Source organism: Bradyrhizobium sp. 22 (genome assembly GCF_000482425.1).
GTDB lineage: Bacteria > Pseudomonadota > Alphaproteobacteria > Rhizobiales > Xanthobacteraceae > Bradyrhizobium > Bradyrhizobium japonicum_B.
In genome coordinates this window covers 59,260-82,442 of the sequence record NZ_KI519399.1, presented here as the reverse complement: position 1 = coordinate 82,442, position 23,183 = coordinate 59,260, and the positions used below count along the sequence as shown (strand labels likewise).

The 23,183-nt window shown below is 65.3% G+C and carries 21 protein-coding genes; 13 read left to right on the top strand and 8 right to left on the bottom strand.

The features are described 5' to 3' along the window. Positions 1–10 precede the first annotated feature (10 nt). Entirely contained in the window at positions 11–634 is a 624-nt protein-coding gene (locus K410_RS0101645) for a helix-turn-helix domain-containing protein (RefSeq protein ID WP_028133219.1), read from the top strand. A gap of 45 nt (positions 635–679) precedes the next feature. Here the strand turns inward: K410_RS0101645 and K410_RS0101640 are convergent, their stop codons facing one another. The 4 genes from K410_RS0101640 to K410_RS0101625 form a co-directional block, all read right to left on the bottom strand. Then, positions 680–928 carry a hypothetical protein gene (locus tag K410_RS0101640; RefSeq protein WP_028133218.1) on the bottom strand — a complete coding sequence of 83 codons (249 nt, stop codon included), beginning with the start codon at positions 926–928 and terminating at the stop codon, positions 680–682. 100 nt (positions 929–1,028) lie between these two features. After that, positions 1,029–1,403, bottom strand: coding sequence for an Hpt domain-containing protein (locus K410_RS0101635; RefSeq protein ID WP_028133217.1), 375 nt, complete (start codon positions 1,401–1,403; stop codon positions 1,029–1,031). Positions 1,404–1,556: 153 nt separating this feature from the next. Further along, entirely contained in the window at positions 1,557–2,255 is a 699-nt protein-coding gene (locus K410_RS0101630; RefSeq protein ID WP_196236046.1) for a Crp/Fnr family transcriptional regulator, read from the bottom strand. 186 nt (positions 2,256–2,441) lie between these two features. After that, positions 2,442–3,152 carry a Crp/Fnr family transcriptional regulator gene (locus K410_RS0101625; protein WP_028133215.1) on the bottom strand — a complete coding sequence of 237 codons (711 nt, stop codon included), beginning with the start codon at positions 3,150–3,152 and terminating at the stop codon, positions 2,442–2,444. Between the two features lie 446 nt (positions 3,153–3,598). Here K410_RS0101625 and K410_RS0101620 point away from each other — a divergent pair, with 446 nt between their 5' ends. The 7 genes from K410_RS0101620 (at position 3,599) to K410_RS0101590 (ending at position 10,110) form a co-directional block, all read left to right on the top strand. Beyond that, positions 3,599–4,060, top strand: coding sequence for a response regulator (locus tag K410_RS0101620; protein WP_049819892.1), 462 nt, complete (start codon positions 3,599–3,601; stop codon positions 4,058–4,060). A 441-nt stretch (positions 4,061–4,501) separates the two neighbouring features. Continuing rightward, entirely contained in the window at positions 4,502–7,288 is a 2,787-nt protein-coding gene (locus tag K410_RS0101615; protein ID WP_028133213.1) for a hybrid sensor histidine kinase/response regulator, read from the top strand. A gap of 27 nt (positions 7,289–7,315) precedes the next feature. Further along, positions 7,316–7,789, top strand: a complete 474-nt coding sequence (locus K410_RS0101610) for a chemotaxis protein CheW (RefSeq protein ID WP_028133212.1) — start codon at positions 7,316–7,318, stop codon at positions 7,787–7,789. Between the two features lie 31 nt (positions 7,790–7,820). Then, positions 7,821–8,207: a response regulator gene (locus K410_RS0101605; protein WP_028133211.1), complete on the top strand. Its 387-nt coding sequence runs from the start codon at positions 7,821–7,823 to the stop codon at positions 8,205–8,207. 59 nt (positions 8,208–8,266) lie between these two features. After that, entirely contained in the window at positions 8,267–9,145 is an 879-nt protein-coding gene (locus K410_RS0101600) for a CheR family methyltransferase (RefSeq protein WP_028133210.1), read from the top strand. A 2-nt stretch (positions 9,146–9,147) separates the two neighbouring features. Next, complete coding sequence (locus tag K410_RS0101595) at positions 9,148–9,465, top strand: hypothetical protein (RefSeq protein ID WP_027563592.1); 318 nt, start codon at positions 9,148–9,150, stop codon at positions 9,463–9,465. Between the two features lie 141 nt (positions 9,466–9,606). Next, the gene (locus K410_RS0101590) at positions 9,607–10,110 is read left to right on the top strand and encodes a response regulator (RefSeq protein ID WP_028133209.1); all 504 of its coding nucleotides are present in this window, start codon (positions 9,607–9,609) and stop codon (positions 10,108–10,110) included. Between the two features lie 46 nt (positions 10,111–10,156). On the opposite strand, the gene K410_RS0101585 is transcribed toward K410_RS0101590, so the two are convergent. Continuing rightward, positions 10,157–10,447, bottom strand: a complete 291-nt coding sequence (locus tag K410_RS0101585; RefSeq protein WP_028133208.1) for a hypothetical protein — start codon at positions 10,445–10,447, stop codon at positions 10,157–10,159. Positions 10,448–10,597: 150 nt separating this feature from the next. Here K410_RS0101585 and K410_RS0101580 point away from each other — a divergent pair, with 150 nt between their 5' ends. Continuing rightward, positions 10,598–11,233: a response regulator transcription factor gene (locus tag K410_RS0101580; protein WP_028133207.1), complete on the top strand. Its 636-nt coding sequence runs from the start codon at positions 10,598–10,600 to the stop codon at positions 11,231–11,233. 113 nt (positions 11,234–11,346) lie between these two features. Here the strand turns inward: K410_RS0101580 and K410_RS0101575 are convergent, their stop codons facing one another. Together K410_RS0101575 and K410_RS0101570 are read right to left on the bottom strand one after the other, a co-directional pair. Then, positions 11,347–14,940, bottom strand: a complete 3,594-nt coding sequence (locus K410_RS0101575) for a PAS domain S-box protein (protein WP_028133206.1) — start codon at positions 14,938–14,940, stop codon at positions 11,347–11,349. Continuing rightward, on the bottom strand, positions 14,918–15,337 hold the full coding sequence (locus K410_RS0101570; RefSeq protein WP_028133205.1) for a response regulator: 420 nt from the start codon (positions 15,335–15,337) through the stop codon (positions 14,918–14,920). Before K410_RS0101570 ends, K410_RS0101575 begins: the two co-directional genes overlap by 23 nt. 251 nt (positions 15,338–15,588) lie before the next feature. On the opposite strand from K410_RS0101570, the gene araD reads away from it, so the two are divergent. After that, a complete protein-coding gene (gene araD, locus K410_RS0101565) occupies positions 15,589–17,325 on the top strand; it encodes an L-arabinonate dehydratase (protein WP_028133204.1) in 1,737 nt (578 codons plus the stop codon). 97 nt (positions 17,326–17,422) lie between these two features. After that, on the top strand, positions 17,423–18,142 hold the full coding sequence (locus K410_RS0101560; protein ID WP_028133203.1) for a ribonuclease activity regulator RraA: 720 nt from the start codon (positions 17,423–17,425) through the stop codon (positions 18,140–18,142). Positions 18,143–18,182: 40 nt separating this feature from the next. On the opposite strand, the gene K410_RS0101555 is transcribed toward K410_RS0101560, so the two are convergent. Continuing rightward, positions 18,183–20,282: a S9 family peptidase gene (locus tag K410_RS0101555; RefSeq protein ID WP_028133202.1), complete on the bottom strand. Its 2,100-nt coding sequence runs from the start codon at positions 20,280–20,282 to the stop codon at positions 18,183–18,185. Between the two features lie 248 nt (positions 20,283–20,530). Here K410_RS0101555 and K410_RS0101550 point away from each other — a divergent pair, with 248 nt between their 5' ends. After that, a complete protein-coding gene (locus K410_RS0101550) occupies positions 20,531–21,967 on the top strand; it encodes an MBOAT family O-acyltransferase (protein ID WP_028133201.1) in 1,437 nt (478 codons plus the stop codon). Further along, positions 21,967–23,067 (top strand): beta/alpha barrel domain-containing protein, encoded by a 1,101-nt coding sequence (locus tag K410_RS0101545; protein WP_028133200.1) that lies wholly within the window; start codon positions 21,967–21,969, stop codon positions 23,065–23,067. The genes K410_RS0101550 and K410_RS0101545 overlap by 1 nt, the downstream gene beginning before the upstream one ends. Positions 23,068–23,183 lie beyond the last annotated feature (116 nt).

Sequence of the window (23,183 nt, the reverse complement as noted above, 5' to 3'; positions counted from 1 at the left end):
AATGAGTGACATGGGGTCACAGAATGATACGGCCACCGATTCGCGGCCGTCGGAATGGTACGACAGCAGCGCTGCTGCAACCGAAGAGCTCGATCTGGTCCGCCTGAGCGCCGCCCGGGCCAAGGCAGCCGATGAGATGGCTGCGGCCATCGCCCGCGAGCTCAACGGCCCCCTGACTGCGCTGCTGCTCTATATGGGCGAGATCAAGCATCACAGCGATCAGCTCGCGCCGGCGAGCGCCGACCGTGCCTATTTGCAGCGGGTGGTCGAGAATGCGCTGGCGCAGACCGAGCGCGTTTGCGCGCTGGTCAAGCAGCTTGCCGGCCCCGACAAGGGCGGCCTGCCGGTCCCGTCCAGCGCTGCGGATACGGACGCGAAGGCCTTGCGCGCACAGCAAGCTCCGCGCGTGCCGAGCGCCGAGTTCCTCGGCCTGTCAGGCCAGAAGCGCCTCACCAAGCGCGAGCGCGAGGTGCTGAGGCTGATCAGCGAAGGATACTCGAACAAGCAGGGTGCGCTTCGGATGCAGATCAGCCCGCGCACCTTCGAGAGCCATCGTGCCGAGGCGATGCGCAAGCTCGGTGCACGCAACACCGCGGACCTGGTCCGCGCGGCACTGCTGCATTCCATCGACTGAGGAGGCCGCCGGTGGCGGCCCGGACTCGGCGAAATCCGGTCGCGCTCAGAAATAGTCTTCGGCGAAGGGACGCGCGCGCGAGGCGGGGCGCAGCGGCTTGATCTCTTCCTTCGGCCCGTTCGGGATGATCGTGATGGTCCAGCGGGGCGGCATGCTCGATTCCTGCTCCAGCACCGAACGCACGAAGCCCGTCACCGTCGAGTCGCCAGCCTTCACCGTTGCCATCCGGCCGTTGAACTGTGCGATGCGGAAGCGGCGAACCTCTTTCTGGTCCGCAGTCTCAAAGGTGAACATGGACAACCCTCCTGGTTTGCCGCGACTATCGCCACCTATGATTAGCCATCTCTAAACATCCAACGCCGTAGAAGTACGGCGGGAATGCACGCGCGGGTGGTCAGCGCGGCTCCTGCGCGCGGGCGGCGGCATAAGCCGCATCCATCAGGTCCAGGAGATCGCCGAATTCGACATCGCCGAGTCTCTCCGCGGTCTTCTCCAGCGTCAGCGCCAGCGCCGCCAGCCTGACATAGCCGAACGTTCCGGCGGCGCTCTTCAGCGAATGCGCTTCGCGCGCGATCCTGCCGTGGTGCTGCGCGAGCGCGAGCGTCCGGAATTGCCGCAGGCGCGCGGCGGTCTCGCTCCAGAACACCTCGCGCACTTCACGGGCCCCGTCCTCGCCGATCTCGCGCACCAGCGCTTCATATGCGCGCGGCTCGCGCGCGGGCTCGGCATCAAGCGCCTTCTGCGCGGGCGCGACGGTGACGTCAAACATGGCCTTGCTGCCTTGATCACGGGTCATTTGTCGCGCGGCACGAGTCGGCGCGAGGGTCCCCCGTGTCTACCGCACGCCAATTTCAGTTCCGGTAGCAGGACATGAGGTGTTTGCAGGCCGGCATTAGCCGGCGGTTCACCATGCGGGCTGCGGTCAGCGCGCGCCGAGCAGCCGGTCGTACTGTGCCTTCACGGTGGCGTAGCATTCGCAAGCCGTCTGGCGCAGGCCGTCGAGGTTGAGGATCTGGATGTGTCCGCGGCTGTAATGGATGAAATCAGCCTGTTGCAACGTATTGGCCACCAGCGACACGCTGTTGCGACGCGCCCCGATCATCTGTGCCATGGCCTCCTGGGTCAGCAGCAGCCGGTAATCGCCGGACAGATCATGCGTGTGCAACAGGCAGCGCGCCAACCGCGCCTCCACCGGATGGGCGGCGTTGCAGCCCGCGGTCTGCTGGACCTGGGCATAAACCGCCAGCCCGTGGCGCGTCAGCGCGGTGCGCAGGGTGCTGCTCTGGTCGGCGGCGATCCGCAGCCGGTCGAGATCCATCACCGACGCAAGGCCCGGAATCAGCACGAGGGCAGTGTTCAACGCGCACGCATCGCCCATGGTCGAGAGCGTGCCCAGCAAGCTGTCGCGGCCGATCATGGCGACCTGGACGTGTTCGCCTTTGGCGAGTTTCACCACCAGCGAGATGACGCCGCGGTGGGGAAAATAGGCGCGCTTCAGCGTCTCGCCGGCCTCGACCAGCATGGCTTCATGGGGCAGATCGACTGTCCGTAGGTGCGGCCGGATCAATTCATAATCGTCTGCCGGAAGTGCGGACAGGAAACCGTTGGACGAGCGCGCCATCGTCTCCAAAGCTGCCTCCCGTGTGCTGCCGATCGAATCGCGCGATGCCCAAGGTCACGTGCGGCGCAGCAGCTTCCATCATGTTCCCGTCGGGATATGTTGGCAATTGGGACAAGATGTCCGCCCCGACGTTCGTTCCCGGAGGCGGCGTTCCTGCCGGCACACGATCGACGGCGCGAGCCGTGGTCATGGCTCCTCGCCCAGGAGGCGGAGGTGGCAAACCTTCACCGTCGCATAGCACTCGCAGGACGTCGCCTGCAGCGCCCGCAGATCGCGGATCTCGATGCGGCCCCGGCTGTAGTGGATGATGCCGGCGCGCTGGAGGTCATGTGCCACCAACGAGATGGCATTTCGCCGGACGCCGATCATCTGCGCCAGCGCCTCCTGGGTCAGCGGCAGGCTTTCTCCGGGGGAGAGGTCGCGGGCGCGCAGGAGCCAGCGCGCGAGCCGCGCCTCGACCGGGTGCCGCGTATTGCAGAGCAGCGATTGCTGCGCATGCGCGAGCAAGAACTGCTCGTGGCGGATGATCAGCTCGCGAAACGAGGTGCTCGCGGCCGCGACGGAGCGGAAGGCCGCGATTTCCAGCATGGACGCGGTACCGGAAAACAGCACGGCCGCGTCCGACAGCGCGATGCCGTCAGCCAGCGCGGCGCCGCCGCCCACGACGCTGTCGCGGCCGAGCATCGCGATCTCGATCGTCTGGCCGTCGGACAGGCCGACCGTGATCGAGACCGAGCCGCCATGCGGGAAGTGGACGTATCTCAGCGCCGCACCCGCTTCACCCAAGACAGACTTCCTGGCCATTTCGACCGTCGCGAGATGCGGACGCAGCAGCTCGAAAGCCGGCGGGTCGAGCAATTGCAGCAGCTGATTGGGCGGAGTTCCGCTTGCGGTCATGCAGTCAATCCGGCGAGGTTCGATGGAACAATTCTGCGGGCGTTCGTGGTTCAGTTGCCCTGCGAACAAAAACTATTGTAAAGGTTGCATCGGTGTCCATATACCCGTTACAGGGCAGACAGGCCGTCCGATTTACGGCCGAAATGAGAAGGGCGTCGATTCGCTCGTGAGCGGTCGCGTCTCCTGCAAGGGCATGCAGGAAAAAGCGGTAAGGGGGGCCTCATGAGCCGGAAGCATTGCATCCGTGCCGCCATCGGGCGACTGATGACCTGCGCCCTCCTGTCCGTCGAACGCGTGACGATCGTCCAACATTGCCCTGAGCCCTGGCGCGCGATGGCCGCGCAGCTCGATTCCGTCGTCTCCGTTCTCCTCGGTCCGCCAACGACGTTTGCGGCCATTCCCTCTCTTGATCGAAAGCAAAGGAGAAAGGCGTGTCCTACGGTCCAATGATTGAAACGCAGAAGCCGGACGCTCACGAGAGGACCGAGGGTCGATATCATGTACTCGTCGTCGACGACGACCCGATGGTGTGCATGGCCATCGAGATCTATCTTCAGCGCAACAATTTTCGAGTGACGATTGCCGATGGAGGTGAAGCCGGACTGCGCGCTCTCGAACATGCACAGGTCGACCTGATGATCGTCGATATCTTCATGCCGCACATGCGCGGGTTCGAATCGATCCGGCTCTTCCACGAGCGCGCGCCGGTCGTTCCGCTGATCGCGATGTCCGGCTACGCCTTCGCCGATCTGATTTCGCCTGCACCCGACTTCCTCCGGATGGCGCTGGAGCTCGGTGCCGCACGCTGTCTGCGCAAGCCATTCACGCCGCAGGCGCTGCTCGCCGCCATCAACGATTGCCTGGCGGAGCATCGTGCCAACGGCGGCATGGCCGCGCGATTGGGTTAGCGCGGCGCCGGCCGCCATGACAACGAGGTAATCGTTCGTTTACCTCAAACGCCGGATCTGCAGCGCGGTGCGACAACGCAAAACCGGGCCTGCGAGCGCATTGCCGCTCGCGCGCGGTCCGGTCCAACGTTCCGCACGCTGGCCCTATGGTCCTTCACGAGCAGGACTTTCGCGCGCGCTTCGCCCCGTCGTTGTCGTCGGTGCGTCACCGCATGCCTCCCGGCGCTGCGGCGCGCAGCCGGATTTGCCGAAAAGCGCTGCTGCCTTCCGCCGAACCCCAAACTTCTCATCAATATCCGTATTAGCACGGAGGATGAAATTAACGGGACTGTGAAAGGGGTTGTCTAACGATCCAAGAGGAGGGCTTCCGTCCGTGCCAAGGATGGCTCAGGCGTCGAAGTCCGGATTCAAGTTGGTGTTCAGGTCAGTAAGGCGTAGCTCATGGATGATCTGTTGCGGGAATTTCTGACGGAGACCAGCGAGAGCCTGGACACCGTGGACAATCAATTGGTGAAGTTCGAGCAGGAGCCGAACAACGCCAAGATCCTGGATAACATCTTCCGCTTGGTCCACACCATCAAGGGCACCTGCGGCTTCCTCGGCCTGCCGCGGCTGGAAGCGCTGGCCCATGCCGGCGAGACCTTGATGGGCAAGTTCCGTGACGGCATGCCGGTGACGGCCGAAGCCGTGACGGTGATCCTGTCCTCGATCGACCGCATCAAGGAGATCCTGGCAGGGCTCGAAGCCACCGAGGCCGAGCCCGAGGGCAACGACCGCGACCTCATCGACAAGCTGGAAGCGATGGTCGAGCAGGGCATGGCGGCCATGGCTGCTGGTAGTGCTGCTGCTCCCGTCGCGGACGCCCCGCCGCTGGCGCCGGAAGCCCCGGTCGCCGCGCCCGCCAAGGAGATGGTGACGGGCACGCTGATCGACCAGACCCTGGAGCGTCCGCTGCGTCCGGGCGAGGTCTCGCTCGACGAGCTCGAGCGCGCCTTCCGCGAGACCGCGATCGAAGAGCCCGCGCCCGTTGCCAAGGCCGAGGTGAAGCCCGAAGTGAAGGCCGAGGTTGCTCCCGAAGCGCCGGCCGCCAAGGACGCAAAGCCCGCCAGGGAGAAGGCCGCGCCGAAGAAGTCGATGGCCGACGAGGGCGCCGGCGAGGGCGCCTCCATCGCCAACCAGTCGATCCGCGTCAACGTGGATACGCTGGAGCACCTCATGACCATGGTCTCCGAGCTGGTCCTGACCCGCAACCAGCTCCTGGAGATCTCCCGCCGCAACGAGGACACCGAGTTCAAGGTGCCGTTGCAGCGCCTGTCCAACGTCACCGCCGAGCTGCAGGAAGGCGTCATGAAGACGCGCATGCAGCCGATCGGCAATGCCTGGCAGAAGCTGCCCCGCATCGTCCGCGATCTCTCGAGCGAACTCGGCAAGCAGATCGAGCTGGAGATGCACGGCGCCGACACCGAGCTCGACCGCCAGGTGCTCGATCTGATCAAGGATCCGCTCACCCACATGGTGCGCAACTCCGCCGATCATGGCCTGGAGACCCCCGCCGAGCGCCTGGCCAGCGGCAAGGGCGAGCAGGGCACCATTCGCCTCTCCGCCTATCACGAGGGCGGCCACATCATCATCTGCATCGCCGACAACGGCCGCGGATTGAACACCGAGAAGATCAAGGCCAAGGCGATCTCTAGCGGTCTCGTCACCGAGGCCGAGCTGGAGAAGATGAGCGAGGCCCAGATCCACAAGTTCATCTTCGCGCCGGGCTTCTCCACCGCGGCTGCCGTCACCTCGGTGTCGGGGCGCGGCGTCGGCATGGACGTGGTGCGCACCAATATCGACCAGATCGGCGGCACCATCGACATCAAGTCGGTGGCCGGCGAAGGATCTTCGGTCACCATCAAGATCCCGCTGACGCTCGCCATCGTCTCCGCCTTGATCGTGGAGGCCGCCGGCGACCGCTTCGCGATCCCGCAGCTCTCGGTGGTCGAGCTGGTGCGGGCCCGCGCCAATTCCGAGCACCGCATCGAGCGCATCAAGGACACCGCGGTGCTGCGCCTGCGCAACAAGCTGCTGCCGCTGATCCACCTCAAGAAGCTGCTCAAGATCGACGACGGCGCGGCCTCCGATCCCGAGAACGGCTTCATCGTGGTCACTCAGGTGGGCAGCCAGACGTTTGGCATCGTGGTCGACGGCGTGTTCCACACCGAGGAGATCGTGGTCAAGCCGATGTCGACCAAGCTTCGTCACATCGACATGTTCTCCGGCAACACCATTCTGGGCGATGGCGCCGTCATCATGATCATCGACCCCAACGGCATTGCCAAGGCGCTCGGCGCCGCCGGCTCCTCGGCCCATGACATGGGCGACGAGAACGGCGCCCATCACATCGGCTCGGGCGAGCAGACCACCTCGCTGCTCGTGTTCCGCGCCGGCTCCTCGCAGCCCAAGGCGGTCCCGCTCGGCCTCGTCACCCGCCTGGAAGAGCTGCCCGCCGACAAGATCGAGTTCTCCAACGGTCGCTACATGGTGCAGTACCGCGAGCAGCTGATGCCGCTCGTGGCCATGGAAGGCGTCACCATCGCGAGCCAAGGCGCCCAGCCGATCCTGGTGTTCGCCGACGATGGCCGCTCCATGGGCCTCGTCGTCGACGAGATCATCGACATCGTCGAGGAGCGCCTCAACATCGAGGTCGGCGGCTCCTCCTCCGGCATCCTGGGCTCGGCCGTGATCAAGGGCCAGGCCACCGAGGTGATCGACGTCGGCCACTTCCTCCCGATGGCGTTCTCCGACTGGTTCACCCGCAAGGAGATGAAGCCGTCGCTGCACTCTCAGTCGGTGCTGCTGGTCGACGACAGCGCGTTCTTCCGCAACATGCTGGCCCCGGTGCTGAAGGCGGCCGGCTACCGCGTCCGCACCGCGCCGACCGCGCAGGAGGGCCTCGCCGCGCTGCGGGCCCAGAGCTTCGACGTGGTCCTGACCGACATCGAGATGCCCGACATGAACGGGTTCGAGTTCGCCGAGACCATCCGCGCCGACAACAATCTCGGTTCGATGCCGATCATCGGCCTGTCGGCGCTGGTGTCGCCGGCGGCGATCGAGCGCGGCCGCCAGGCCGGCTTCCACGATTATGTCGCCAAGTTCGACCGTCCCGGCCTGATCGCGGCGCTGAAGGAGCAGACCGCGGGCGCCGCCGGCGCCTCCGAGCTGAGCCGGGCGGCAGCGTAAGAGCAGGACAGGGATAGGAGATACGAGATGACCAGCAAGACCCAGTCCGCCGACGGCGCCATGGTCGAATACGTCACCGCGATGATCGGCGGCCAGCTGTTCGGGCTGCCGATCTCCCGCGTCCAGGACGTGTTCATGCCCGAGCGCGTCACCCGCGTGCCGCTGTCCTCGCGCGAGATCGCCGGCGTGCTCAATCTGCGCGGCCGCATCGTCACCGTGATCGACATGCGCGCCCGCCTCGGCCTGCCGCAGCCCGAGGACGGCAAGGTGCCGATGGCGGTCGGCGTCGATCTGCGCGGCGAATCCTACGGCCTTCTGATCGACCAGATCGGCGAGGTGCTGCGCCTGCCCGAAGCCGGCATGGAGGAAAACCCCGTCAACCTCGATCCCCGCATGGCCAAGCTCGCCGGCGGCGTCCACCGCCTCGACGGACAGCTCATGGTCGTCCTCGACGTCGATCGCGTCCTCGAGCTCGAAACCAAAGTGCAGATGGCCGCGTGAGCCAACGAAACATCGGAGCCGGAGAACCGAAATGAAAACCTGCTTGGTGGTCGATGATTCCAGCGTGGTGCGGAAGATCGCGCGCCGGATCCTGGAGGGCCTGGAATTCGAAGTGACCGAGGCCGAGGACGGCTCGAAGGCGCTCGAGATCTGCCAGCGGCAGCTGCCCGACGCGGTGCTGCTCGACTGGAACATGCCGGTGATGGACGGTTTCGAATTCATGGGCCACATGCGCCGCCTGCCCGGCGGCGACCAGCCCAAGGTGGTGTTCTGCACCACCGAGAACAATGTGGCTCATATCGCCCAGGCGCTCAGCGGCGGCGCCAACGAGTACATCATGAAGCCCTTCGACAAGGACATCATCGCCGACAAGTTTGCCGAAGTCGGCTTGCTCCCGGTCGGACAAGCCATGGCCTGAGCGAATCTGGCCCGCGCATCTGGTCAGAATGTTCCAGTACAGCTTCGAAGAGGCTACCAGTGACCCCGACCGAGTATGAGTACCTGCGTAAGTTCCTGAAGGACAATTCCGGTCTCGACCTGTCCGCAGACAAGCAATATCTGATCGAAAGCCGCCTGCTGCCGCTGGCCCGCAAGGCCGGACTCTCCGGCATCGCCGAGCTGGTGCAGAAGCTGCAAGGCGGCTCGCGTCAGCTGATCACCGACGTGGTCGAAGCCATGACCACCAACGAGACCTTCTTCTTCCGCGACAAGGTCCCGTTCGATCATTTTCGCGACACCATCATGCCCGAGATCATCAAGGCGCGTGCCGGCAAGCGCAGCGTGCGGATCTGGTGTGCCGCCGGCTCGACCGGGCAGGAGCCCTATTCGCTGGCGATGTGCCTGAAGGAGATGGGCGCGGCCCTCACCGGCTGGCGCATCGAGATCATCGCGACCGATCTGTCGCAGGAAGTGCTGGAGAAGGCCAAGGCCGGAATTTACAGCCAGTTCGAGGTGCAGCGCGGCCTGCCGATCCAGATGCTGGTCAAATACTTCAAGCAGACCGGCGAGACCTGGCAGGTCAATCCCGAATTGCGGGCGATGATCCAGCATCGCCAGCTCAACCTGCTGCACGACTTCTCCCAGCTCGGCACTTTCGACGTCATCTTCTGTCGCAACGTGCTGATCTATTTCGACCAGGACACCAAGATCAACATCTTCAACCGGCTGGCGCGCCAGATCGAGCCCGATGGCTTCCTGGTGCTGGGCGCGGCCGAAACCGTGGTCGGTCTGACCGATACGTTCCGGCCGATCGCGGACCGGCGCGGCCTCTACAAGCCGAACGATCCGCGTGCCGCAGCCGCCAAGCCGGTCCTCGCCGGCGCGGCGCCGCGCCTCGCGGTCATGGCAGGACGATAGACATGGCCGAGGATGGCAAGGGTACCGAACGCGTGACCTTCAGTCGCGGCTATGATGTCTGCATCATGGCCATCGACGGCACCTGGCGCCGCGACTGCAAGCTCAACGCGATCTCCGACACCGACGCCATTCTCACGGTGGAAGGCTCGATCCAGGGGTTGAACCTGAAGGAGTTCTTCCTGCTGCTGTCGTCCACGGGCCTCGCCTATCGCCGCTGCGAGCTGGTCCGCGTCAACGGCGCCGAAATGGACATCCAGTTCCTGCGCGGCAAGAACAGGAAGAAGCGCGGCGCGGCCGGCGGCCATGACGCCGCGGCGTGATCCGCCCGCGTCCGTGACCGTCCTTTCCGATCTCTTGCTTCACACTTTCTGAAGATTTCGAAGCGAATTCGCGCCGGCAGCTTTACGTGGCCTCAGCGCGAACATTGTATCCGTTGACCGTCTCAATCTCAGGATACGGAAATGCCCAGAAGTCCTCTTTCGCCCATGACGTCAAACCTGCCCGACGGCGCCGAACGGCGTGCGCTTCAGCTTCTGGTGGTCGATGACGACGCCACGCAGCGCAGCCTGATCACCGTCGCCGCCAACCAAGCCGGGCACGAAGTCACCGTGGCGCCGTCCGTGGCGAATGCGATCGCGAAGCTGCGCACCGCCCGTTTCGATTGCGTGACGCTGGATCTCGTGTTGGAGGATGGCGACGGCATCGACGTGCTGCGCGAGATGGCAGCGGCGAAGTTCGGCGGCGCCGTGATCGTCATCAGCGGCATGGACGGCAAGCGCCGCAGCGCCGCTCGCAGCTTCGCCCGGTCCGTCGGGATCGAGCTCCAGAGCCTGCCGAAGCCGCTCGACCTCGCGGCCCTGCGCATCAGCCTCGCCAATCTTGGCAAGATCGCCATGGGCCTTCCCGCGATCCACACCTGGGGCGGTGTCGCTACCGACGCGATCGTGGAACGGCACCGCGCTTAGGGCTCGCGGAGCTGCCATGCGGTCGGCGTTCGGCGCCGATCGCGCTCTATGTCGGGTTGCTGAATTCCGACAGCCGTCGCAGGGCTTGGCCGAGTTCAGCCCGGCAGGCGTTGAGGGCGGCGCTGGCCGTGGCATAACGGGGCGTCACGTCGTCGAGCACCACAATCTCGCTGGAACCCGACACACCGCCGGCGTCTTCTTCCTCCATGGCCGCGTCGATCAGACGCATACTGAGGTCGATGCGCGCGATGAGAGAGCGAAGTTCGGCCGCGATCAACTGACGGCTGTCGGTGTCAGCCATCGCGGCGAGCGGGGGTGTGCCAGCGTAATTTAGCATGGATATTCTCCGTCCCCCGCAATAAGGCACCTTGTCGCTACTTGTGCGTTAAGTGCATGTCCCGTACAAATACGGGTGGGCCGAATCCGCGCCGAACGCCATAAACGGTTGGCGCGGACGCGAGTCCTTCATGCCAACCGGATGTGGCACATGGCCGAACAAACCTCTCGCGGTGAAATCTTCGTGGTCGACGACGACCCTGCCGTTCGCGACACCCTGTCGATGGTGTTGAAGGCGGCGGGTTATGAGGTGATCTGTTTCGCGGACGGCGCAGCGCTGCTCTCCGTCGCACGAAACCGCACGCCGGCTGCAATCCTGCTCGACGTGCACATTCCCGGAAAGTCGGGGCTCGACATCCTGAAGGAGCTGCACGGCGAGGATTATCCGGCGCCGATCTTCATGATCTCCGGACAGGGCGACATCACGATGGCGGTGGGCGCGATCAAGAGCGGCGCGCTCGACTTCATCGAGAAGCCGTTCCGCGGCAGCGAGATCGTCGGCCGGCTCGACGAGGCGATCGGCGCCTATGCCCGCAGGCAGGCGGAGAACGCCTCGCCGAAATTCGGCTCGCTGCATTTCCCCGGACGCGAGCCGCTGACGCGCAGGGAGCGCGAGGTGCTCGAGCAGTTTGCTTCCGGCGCGTCCAACAAGGAAGCCGGTCGCACGCTCGGCATCAGCCCGCGCACGATCGAGGATCACCGCGCCAACATCATGAAGAAGCTCGGCGCGCGCAACGCCGCCGATCTGATCCGCATCGTGATGACCGCGGCCCAGCGCGCGTCGTAAAGGCTGGCTGTATTGCGGATATTTTTTCGTCATTCCGGGGCGATGCGGAGCATCGAACCCGGAATCTCGAGATTCCGGATCGCGCTGCGCGCGTCCGGAATGACTCCCAAACCTCACCCGCTCAACGCCTTGCGGATGATCCGCGCCAGATCCGATTTGCGATAGGGCTTGGCCAGCAGCATCACGCCGGAATCGAGCCGGCCGTGATGGATGATCGCGTTCTCGGTATAGCCCGAGGTGTAGACCACCTTGAGATCGGGCCGCGTCTTCATCAGCTCGTCGGCAAGCTGCCGTCCGTTCATCTTGCCGGGCATGATGACGTCGGTGAACAGAAGGTCGAACGGCTTTCCGGCGGCGACGATCGCGAGCGCCTCCGCGGCGTCGGCGGCCTGCAAGGTGACGTAGCCCAGCGAATGCAGCTGCGCCAGCACGTAGTCGCGCACCAGCCTGTCGTCCTCGACCACCAGGATCGTCTCGTGCCCGCCCTCGATGGCTGCCGGCGTCACGCCCTCGCCGGCCGCCGTCGGCGTCTTGCCGGGCGGCAGGTACATCTTGATCGTGGTGCCGTGGCTTTCCTCGCTGTAGATCTTGATGTGGCCCGCGGACTGCTTGATGAAGCCGTAGACCATCGACAGGCCGAGCCCGGTGCCCTTGCCCGGCCCCTTCGAGGTGAAGAAGGGATCGAACACCCTGGTCAGCAGGTTCGCCGGGATTCCGGTGCCGGTGTCGCTCACGGCGATCAACACGTAGTGCCCCGGCGACACGTCGTTCGCGTTGGCGTAGGCCTCGTCGAGATAGGCGGCGCCGGTCTCCAGAATCAGCTTGCCGCCGCCGGGCATCGCGTCGCGGGCATTGAGCGCGAGGTTGAGGATCGCGGTGGTGAGCTGGTTGGGATCGACGATCGCGACGCAGTTCTCGTCCTCGAACACGGATTCGATCTGGATCTGCTCGCCCAGCGTCGGCCGCAACAGCTTCGCGGTGTCGACCACCAGCGCGTTGATGTCGATCTCGCGCGGCTGGAGCGGCTGCTTGCGCGCGAAGGCGAGCAGGTGCTGGGTCAGGTCGGCGCCGCGCGCGGCCGCCTCGTCGATCATCTTCGTGATGGCCGCAAGCTGCGGCTCCTTCTCGACGGCCTCCGCGAGGATCTCGATCGTCCCGGTGATGACGGTGAGGATGTTGTTGAAATCGTGCGCCACGCCGCCGGTGAGCTGGCCGATCGCCTCCATCTTCTCGGCGTGACGGATGCGCTCCTCGGCGGCGATCTTGTCGGTGAGGTCGCGGTAGAAGATGTTGAACAGCAGGCCCTCGCGGCGCTTCAGCGCGGTGACGCTCAGCTCGGCCTTGAATTCCTTGCCGTCGCGGCGGCAGCACATCAGCTCGCGGCGCCGGTTCAGCGTCCTGCCGCTCTCGCTCGCCAGGAACTGCGTCAGACCCGCCCTGACCCGCTCGCGCTGGCTCTCGGCGACGATGAGGTCGATCGTGCTCTTGCCGAGCACTTCCTCGCGGCGCCAGCCGAACAGCTGCTCGGCCTGCGAGTTCCAGTTCAGGATGCTGCCGGTCTCGTCGGTCTGGACGAAGGCGTCGAGCGAGGTCTCGATGATGTTGCGGGCGAGCCGCTCGCTCTCGCGCAGCGATTCCTGCGCGAGCCGCGCTTCCGTCATGTCGCGTCCCACGAAGAAGAAGCGATGCGCCTGCTCGGACCAGCTGCCGAGCCAGGACAGCCAGACCTCGTGTCCGTTCTTGTGGAAGCAGCGCGTGTCGTCGATCTTGGGACGCTCGCCCCGCCGCATCGCGCGCATCTCGGCGCGGGATCGCTCCAGAAAGTCCGGATGAATGAAGTCGGCGCCGCTGCGGCCGATCATCTCCTCCGGCCGATAGCCGAGGATGGTCTCGCTGCTCGGACTGATCTGTGCGATATGGCCCCGGGCATCCATGATCATGATCAGATCCTGCGAGGTGTCGAAGATCTGCCGGCGCTCCTCGAGCTGCTGCTGGAGCTGCCGCTCGGCCCGCCGCGCCTCGGTGAGGCTGTGCGCGGTCCCGGAGACGCCGATGATCTCGCCCGACGGCCCTTTGATCGGCGACAGGCTGAGCGAGATTTCGACCGGCGTGCCGTCCTTGCGCAGGCGCACCGTCTCGAAGCGTTCGATCGGCTCGCCGCGCGCGATCCGCGCCAGATAGTCCTTGCCCTGCTCGCGGCGGTCCGCCGGCACGATGATCGACGTCGGCTTGCCGATCGCCTCGTCTGCCGAATAGCCGTACAGACGCTCGGCGGCCGGATTCCAGCCGGTGATGACGGCATCGAGGGTCTGCATCACGATCGCGTCGTCGGAGGATTCGATCGCGGCGCTGAACAGGCGCTCGCGCGCCGCGTGATGGCTGCGCGCGGCCTCGGTGCGGCGATGCTCCTCGATCTCGCGTTCGAGCGCGGCGGTCTTCACCCGGGTTTCCTCGACCATCTGCGCGAAGGCCCGCGCCAGCACGCCCGTCTCGCCGCCGGCATCGACGGGGATGTCCGCCGGACGCCCGCTGCCGATGGCCTGGACTGCCGCGGTCAAGCGGCCGATCGGACGCGTGAGCGAGCGCGCCAGCAGCACCGCCAGTACGGCCGCGGCGACGACGGCCAATATGCCGACCAGCAGGGACGTCTTCTGGATCGCTGCCGGTACGAGGCCGAACACGGGCGCGGGAATTGTCTCGATGACGGCGACCCATTCCTTGCCGGCAAGCAGCGCAGGGGCAATGGCCGCGCCGCTGGGCCGGCCCGCCCCATCGGTCATGAGCCGTGTGGATACGTCCTGCGTGCCCGTCAGAGCCGCGAAGTAAGGGAAGTCCTTGCGCCAGTCGCCGGGACGGTCGCGCAATTTGCCCAATTCGCGCGCGCGATCGGGATGAACGAGATAGTCGCCGTGCGAATTCACGACGTAGATCTCTCCTCCCGAGGCCGCCGTCGCGCGGACCTGGTCGAGGGCCGGCCGCATGTCGATATTGGCGACGATGATGCCGAACGGCTTGCCGTCCGGTGCGAATAGCGACGTCCCCACCCGGAGAGTCGGGATGTGAGGAGTCGTGGTGCCCCCTTGGCGGGTGGCGAGATCGACGGGTGACACATAGATCTCGCCAGACGGCAGCCGGATCGTTTGCTGAAAGTACGGTCGGTCGCTCTTGCTCTCCAGCTCGTTGTCCGGGGCGATCCGGGCGGTTCCGTTCGGTCCGGAGCGATCGACACGGACGAGCTCGCGCTGGTCGTTATCGATGCCGATGATCCGAAACTGCCCATAGATGGGTTTGGCCTCGATCTCGGCCGCGAGCCGCGTGGCGATACGCTCGCGCCAGATTTGCTCCGAGACGCCGTCGGCCGGATCGGTGCCGCCGCCGGTGTGAGCGCGGATGAGGCCCTGGATCGCCGCGGCGGCGCGATAGCCGATCAGGTCGCCGCGCGCTCCGGAAACGTAGGATTCCAGATTGGCCGCCAGCAGGCGCGACTGGGCCTCGACCCGTTCCAGGACCCGCGGAATGACCGCTTGCGTGGTGTTGCGATAGCCCAGCCAGCCGACCGCGGCCACGGTGACCGCCACCAGCAGGATCATGGCGACGGCCAGCCGCGTGGCGAGTGTCATGGGAACGCGCGCAGGACTTCCCGGATGATCGCGGCCGCTCCGGCCTGAAGCAGAGGAGGCCTCGTTATCGGCGGCCGGAGCTGACATCGGACCCCTCCGGCTCGCCCGCCTTCAGACAGCCATCGACTGCGGCAAGCAGTGCGCCGGGCCGGAATGGCTTCTGCAGGCTTGCCACCGCGCCAAGCTTGGTCGCCATATTGAGGAAATCGGGTTCCGCATAGGCATCCGGCGCGGCCGAACGGCCGGAAATGACGATGATGGGAATGGCCGGGGCCAACGCCCGGATGTGACGCATCGTCTCCAGCCCATCCATGCCAGGCATGAAGATGTCGAGGAACAGCAGATCGAACCGCCCGGCCTCGAACAGCGCCAGCGCCTTGCGGCCATCGCCGGCGAGGGTGACCTGATGACCGGCCCTCTCCAGGAGCAGCCGGATCGTGATCTGAACGGCCGGGTCGTCATCCACGATCAGGATGTTGGCCACGTCTAAATTCCTCCGCGCCGGACGGGACATTCCCATCGGCGCAAATCAAACCATCAAAGATGAAATTGTTGCGCGGATTCCGCCCGGCCTGCAAGCACTTCGCGCGATGACGCTCCCGGTCGGCGGCTGTTGCTTCGTATCGCAAGATATGCACGTTTTCGTGCATAGCGGAAGGCTGAGCCTGGCGCATCCGACCACTTGCGAGGAGTGAGCGGCATGTGGGAAGAGCGGGCGAATTCGCAGAGGAAAAAATGACCAAGAAGAAAACACCCGATCAGCTCCGCAGCGCGCGCTGGTTCGCACCCGACGATCTGCGCTCGTTCGGCCACCGCTCCCGCGCCATGCAGATGGGCTACGCGCCGGAGGAGTGGAAGGACCGGCCAATTATCGCGATCCTCAACACCTGGTCGGACGCGCAGCCCTGCCACATGCACTTCAAGTCGCGCGTCGATGACGTCAAGCGCGGTATCCTGATGGCCGGCGGCCTGCCGCTGGAGCTGCCGGCGCTGTCGCTGTCGGAATCGCTGCTCAAGCCCACCACCATGCTCTACCGCAACCTGCTGGCGATGGACGCCGAGGAGCTGCTGCGCAGCCATCCCGTCGACGGCGTGGTGCTGATGGGCGGCTGCGACAAGACCACGCCGGCGCTGCTGCTGGGGGCCACCTCGATGAACATCCCGGCGATCTATCTGCCGGCCGGCCCGATGCTGCGCGGCAATTGGAAGGGCAAGACGCTCGGCTCCGGCTCCGACGGCTGGAAGTATTGGGACGAGCGCCGGGCCGGAAAGATCTCCGACAAGGACTGGCTCGACATCGAGGCCGGCATCGCCCGCAGCTACGGCACCTGCATGACCATGGGCACCGCCTCGACCATGACGGCGATCGCGGAAGCGATCGGCATGACGCTGCCGGGCGCCTCTTCGATTCCCGCAGCGGATGCCAACCACATCCGCATGGCCAGTGAATGCGGCCGCCGCATCGTCGAGATGGTGTGGGAAGACCTGACGCCGAAGACGATCCAGACCCGCAAGGCGTTCGAGAACGCGATCGCGGTGGCGATGGCGATGGGCTGCTCGACCAACGCGATCATCCACCTGATCGCGCAGGCCCGCCGCGCCGGCCAGGACATCGGGCTCGACGATTTCGAGATCGCCAGCCGCAAGGTGCCCGTCATCGCCAACGTCCGGCCGAGCGGCGACACCTACCTGATGGAGGACTTCTTCTATGCCGGCGGCCTGCCGGGGCTGATGGGCCAGATCAAGCCGCATCTGCATCTCGACTGCATCACGGTCACCGGCAAGACGCTGGGTGAGAACATCGAGGGCGCGGAGGTGCACAATGCCGACGTGATCCGCTCCATCGACGATCCCATCTACAAGGAAGGCGCGCTTGCCGTGCTCAAGGGCAATCTCGCGCCCGACGGCTGCGTCATCAAGCCTTCCGCCTGCGCGCCGCGCTTCCTCAAGCACACCGGGCCGGCGCTGGTGTTCGACGATTATCCCGCGATGAAGCAGGCGGTCGACGATCCCGACCTCGACGTCACCGAGGACCACATTCTCATCTTGCGCAATGCAGGGCCGCAGGGCGGGCCGGGCATGCCGGAATGGGGCATGCTGCCGATCCCGACCAGGCTCGTGAAGCAGGGCGTACGCGACATGGTGCGCATCTCGGATGCGCGCATGAGCGGCACCAGCTACGGCGCCTGCATCCTGCACGTTTCGCCGGAATCCTACATCGGCGGCCCGCTTGCCCTGGTGCAGAACGGCGACCGCATCACGCTGGACGTCGCCGCCCGCACCATCAATCTCGACGTCCCCGAAGCCGAGCTCGCAAAGCGCCGCGCAGCCTGGAAGCAGCCCGAGCGCCGCTTCGAGCGCGGCTATGGCTGGATGTTCACCAGGCACATCAAGCAGGCCAATGACGGCTGCGACTTCGATTTCCTCGAGACCGATTTCGGCGCGCCGATCGGCGAGCCGTCGATTTATTAGTTTCGGTCGTTCCGGGGCGCGAAGCGAACCCGGAACCTCGAGATTCCGGGTTCGATGCTGACGCATCGCCCCGGAATGACGAACGAGAGAGAACCCCATGACCAAACTTTCCGAAGCCACCCGCAACAAGCTCAAATCCGTCTCCACCGCCACGGTCGCCACCGCCTTGTTCAAGCGCGGCCTGCGCATCCAGATGATCCAGGACGTGCATCCTGTCGGCCCGGGCCAGCCGACCATGGTCGGCGAGGCCTTCACGCTGCGCTACATGCCGGCGCGCGAGGACCTCAACACCATCGACGTCTTCAAGGATCGCTCGCACCCGCAGCGCAAGGCGGTGGAAGATTGCCCGCCGGGTGCGGTGCTGGTGATGGACAGTCGCAAGGACGCGCGGGCGGCGTCGGCGGGCGCGATCCTGGTCACGCGATTGATGAAGCGCGGCGTCGCCGGCGTCGTCACCGACGGCGGGTTTCGCGATTCCGCCGAGATCGCCAGGCTCGGCATCCCCGCCTATCACCATCGCCCCAGCGCGCCGACCAACCTCACGCTGCACCAGGCGATCGAGATCAACGTCCCCATCGGCTGCGGCGACGCGCCGGTGTTTCCCGGCGACGTCATCCTCGGCGATGCCGACGGCGTCATCGTCATCCCCGCGCATCTTGCCGACGAGATCGCGAACGAGACCTTCGAGATGACCGCGTTCGAGGATTTCGTCACCGAGGAGGTCGGCAAGGGCCGCGGCATCTTCGGCCTCTATCCCGCGACAGACCCGCAGACGCTCACCGACTTCGCGGAGTGGCGGAAGAAGAACGGGCGGTAGTCTCTTCGCCTCTCCCGCGCAAGCGGGGCGAGGGTGAAGACTACGCCTCCACCATCCCTGCCGCCCACAGCGCGAACGCATAGACGATCGCGACCTCGTCGAGCCGGTCGAAACGTCCCGACGCGCCGCCGTGGCCGGCGCCCATGTTGGTGCGGAGCAGGACCGGGCCGCCGCCGGTCATGGTGGCGCGCAGGCGTGCGATCCATTTGGCGGGCTCCCAATAGGTGACGCGCGGATCGGTCAGGCCGCCCATCGCCAGGATCGCCGGATAGTCCTTCGCCGCGACATTGTCGTAGGGCGAGTAGGACAGGATGGTGCGGAAATCCTCCTCGCTCTCGATCGGATTGCCCCATTCCGGCCATTCCGGCGGCGTCAGCGGCAGCGTGTCGTCGAGCATGGTGTTGAGCACGTCCACGAACGGCACCTCGGCGACGATGCCGGCGAACAATTCGCCGGCGCGGTTGGCGACCGCGCCCATCAGCATGCCGCCGGCCGAGCCGCCATGGCCAATGATGCGCTTGGCGCTGGTGTATTTGGCATCGATCAGGGCACGGGCGCTGGCCGCGAAATCGTCAAAGCTGTTGGTCTTCTTCTCGCGCTTGCCGTCGAGGTACCAGCCCCAGCCCTTGTCGGCGCCGCCGCGGATATGTGCGATGGCGTAGACGAAGCCGCGGTCGACCAGCGACAGGCGATTGGCGTTGAAGGACGCGGGCATAGCCATGCCGTAAGAGCCGTAGCCGTAAAGCAAGAGCGGCGCGGTGCCGTCGAGCTTCAGCCCGCGGCGATACAGGATCGAGACCGGCACCTCGGCGCCATCGTGCGCCTTCGCCAGGATGCGCGTGGTGACGTAGTCTCCGGCGTTGTGGCCCGAGGGAATCTCTTGGCGCTTGCGCAAGACGCGCGTGCGCTTGACCATGTCGTAGTCGTAGACCTCCGACGGCGTCGTCATCGACGAATAGGCAAAGCGCAGATTGGTCGTCTCGAATTCGTAGGAGCCCATCGTATCCAGCGAATAGGCGGCCTCGTCGAAGGCGATGGCGTGCTCCTCGCTTGTATTGAGATCGCGGATCACGATCGACGGCAGCGCATTGGCGCGCTCCAGCCGCACCAGATGGCCGGCATAGAGATCGAGGTCGATGATGTAGATCCCGGGCCGATGCGGGATCAGGTCGCGCCAGTTCTTGCGCTCGGGCGAGCCAAGCGGCGCAGTGACGATCTTGAAGTCGATGGCGTCGTCGGCATTGGTGAGGATGAACAGCTGGTCGCCGCGGTCGGCCAACGAATATTGCACGCCTTCCTCGCGCGCGGCCACCAGGCGCGGCGGCGCCTCGGGGTTTGCAAGATCGATCAGCCGCTGCTCGCTGGTCTCGTGGTCGCCGCCCGCGATCACGCAGAATCGGCCGCTGGTGCTCTCGTGCAGATGGGTGAACCAGCCGGCATCCTGCTCTTCATAGACCAGAATGTCGTCGGCCTGCTTGGTGCCGAGCCTGTGGCGCCAGACCTGCATCGGCCGGTGATTGTCGTCGAGCCTCACGTAGAAGAAGCTTTTGCAGTCAGCGGTCCAGACCACGCCGCCATCGGTCTCTTCTACAAGATCATCCAGATCGCTTCCGGTCGCCCAGTCGCGCACGCGGATGGAGAAATATTCCGAGCCTTTGGTGTCCGCGCTCCAGGCCTGCAGCTTATGATCGTTCGAATGGCGGCTGCCGCCGAACTTGAAATAGGCGTGATCCTTGGCGAGCGCGTCGCCGTCGAGCACGATCTCGCCGTCGCCGCCCTCGCGCGGCATGCGGCCGAACAGCTCGTGCTGCCCGCCCTCGCGAAACCGGCGGAAATAGGCGAACGGACCATCCGGCGACGGCACGCTGGAATCGTCCTCCTTGATCCGTCCGCGCATCTCGCGCACCAGCGTCTTCTGCAAGCCCGCGGTATGGCCGAGCAGGCTCTCGGTGTAGCCGTTCTCTTCAACCAGATAGTTGCGGATATCAGGGTCGAGCACGGCGGGATCGCGCAGCACCTCCTGCCATTTCGCGTCCTTCAACCAGGCGTAGTCGTCGCTCACGGTGATCCCGTGCCGCGTGAAGGAATGCGGCCGGCGCGGGGCGACGGGGGGCTGGGAAGGCATCTTGGTTTGGGTCACTCGGTCCTCGTTCGTGTCACTGAAATTCATCTCGTCATGCGCGGGTTTGACCCGCGCATCCATCAAAGGACGAAATCTTTGGCGATGGATTGCCGGGTCAAGCCCGGCAATGACGGTAAAAGGCGGCTGGTCGCCCATCATATGGCGACCGGCACCCGAATTGCCACCACGCCGGCTAGAGATCGCCGGGTTGTTGATCGGCCCCCTGTATGCTTTACGGACCATATCCACGCCGCCGGTCCAGCCTGATGCTGTTCAATTCCTACCCGTTCATCCTGCTGTTCCTGCCCCTCGTGCTGGCGGGCTATTTCTGGCTCGGGCGGCGCAGCAATCTCATGCCGGTGATCTGGCTGGCACTGGCCTCGCTCGCCTTCTACGCCATCGGCAACTGGCAGTTCGTGGCCCTGTTGCTGCTGTCGATCGCCTTCAATTACGGCGTCGGCCATCTGCTGATCGTGTCGGAGCTCGTCCCGTCGCGACGAAAGGCGGTGCTCGCGCTTGGCGTCGCCGGCGATCTCATCGTGCTCGGCATCTTCAAATATGCCGGTTTCGTCACCGAGAACGTCAACGCGCTGCTCGGCACGCATGTCGCGGTCCACATCCTGCTGCCGGTCGGCATCTCCTTCTACACGTTCACGCAGATCGCGTTCCTGGTCGACGCCTATCGCGGCCGGGTCGCGGCCTACGCGCTGCCGCATTACACGCTGTTCGTGACTTACTTCCCACATCTGATCGCCGGGCCCATCCTCCACCACAAGGACATGATCCCGCAGTTCGAACGGGAGGAGACCAAGCGCCCGGACGGGCACCTCATGTTATGCGGCGCCATCATCTTCGCGATCGGCCTGTTCAAGAAGACCTGTCTTGCCGACGGCATCCAGCCGCTGGTCGCGCTCGCCTTCGAGGCGCGCTCGCCGAGCTTCGACCAGGCCTGGCTGGGTGCGCTCGCCTACACGTTCCAGCTCTATTTCGACTTCTCCGGCTATTCCGACATGGCGATCGGGATCTCGCTGATGTTCGGCATCTTCCTGCCCGTAAACTTCAACTCGCCTTACAAGGCCACCAGCATCGTCGAGTTCTGGCGCCGCTGGCACATGACACTGTCACAATTTTTGCGCGACTATCTCTACATCCCGCTCGGCGGCAATCGCAGGGGGCGCGTGCTGCGCTACGTCAACCTGATGATCACGATGCTGCTTGGCGGGCTCTGGCACGGCGCGGCCTGGACTTTCGTCATTTGGGGCGCGCTGCATGGGGCCTATCTCTGCATCAATCATGCCTTCAATGCCTTGGTGCCGAACGTTCCGCCGCTGCTTGCACGCCCCGCTCGCATCGCAGGCGCTGCGCTGACGTTCCTCGCTGTCGTGGTCGCCTGGGTGTTCTTCCGTGCCGCGGGTGTGGAATGGGCGCTGCGCGTGCTCCAGGCCATGGCCGACCCCTCGAATATCGTGTTCGGCCGCGAGGAGATCGCGGCGCTGGTGATGGTCGTCATCTACGCCGCGCTGGTGTGGCTGGCACCGAACACGCAAACGCTGATGGGATACGATCACGAAGGCCGCAGGGTCGGCGAAGCCTTGCGGGCAGGGCGGATGCGGCCGCTGGTCCTCTACGCGGCGTCGCTGGTGCTGGCGTTTGGGATCCTGGGCATCCAGAGCCACAGCGAATTCATCTATTTCCGGTTCTGATGCGCGGGGCTTTCACACATCTGGTGCGTCTGCTGCTCGCGAGCATCGTGTGCGTGCTGGGCGCCGCGCTGCTCACCTATGCCGTCGATCCCCTGCAGTTGTTCCGCCCTTCGCGCCTCGCCTTCTATTCCGACGACACCCGCGTGCAGAATGCCGGGCTGATCCGCAGCCAGTCGTTCGACACGGCCTTCATGGGCACCTCGCTCGCGATCCATTTCCGCCAGAGCGACATCGACCGCGCGCTCGGCGTGCATTCGCTGAAGCTGGCGATGACCGGCTCCAACTCGCGCCAGCAGGGTTTCGTGCTGGAGCAGGCGATCGGGCGCGGCGCCAGGCGCGTGATCTGGGAGATGGACGATTTCATCTTCATCGATGCCGCCGACATCGAATCCGATCCGTATCTCTCCGTCGATCTCTACCGCGGGACGGCGAAAGGGATTGCGTCCTATCTTTTCAGCGCCGCGATGGCGAAGGAATCCCTGTTCGCGCTGCTGCGCTCGGTTCCGCCATTGCGGCCGCCGCTGACCCGGGCGGCGCCGTTCCTGCCCGTGAAATTCGCGCTGCCTGACGTTGACGACATCTACGCGCTGCCGCGGGATTTCGACGTCGCGCGCGAGTACAATGCGAAGAAGACGCTCGCGGCCTTCACCTACATCACCAATCCCACGCGCAGCCGTTTCCTCGGCGAAGGCTACGATTACGAGGTCATGGTCCGGCATTTCGAGCAGGATGCCGTCGGCCTGATCGCGCGTCACCCCGACGTCACCTTCGACATCTACTTCCCGCCCTATTCGATCCTGCAATTCGTCGCGATGCGCGAGGCCTCGCCCGCCACGCTGAAGACCGTCACCGATCTCACCGCCGTCATCGCGCGGCGCCTGGCGCAGCTCCCCAATGTGCGCCTGCACGATTTCCGCGCGATCAAGGAGGTGACGCACGACCTCGACAATTACGGCGACGTCATCCACCATTCGCCGGTGGTGGACGCCATGGTGCTGAGGTGGCTGGCGAGCGGGGCCTATCGCGTCGATGCGAAGGCGCCCCTTTCCTCGTTGGATGAGCTGAAGGCGCAGGTCGAGGCGTATCGTGTGCCACAGTAGTAGCCAAGCACTCCGCTGTCGTCCCGGACAAGCGAAGCGCAGATCCGGGACCCATAACCCCAGGGAGAAGTTGTCGCGCGCGCCGGCAACTCCGAGTCTTCGCCAAACCACTTCCT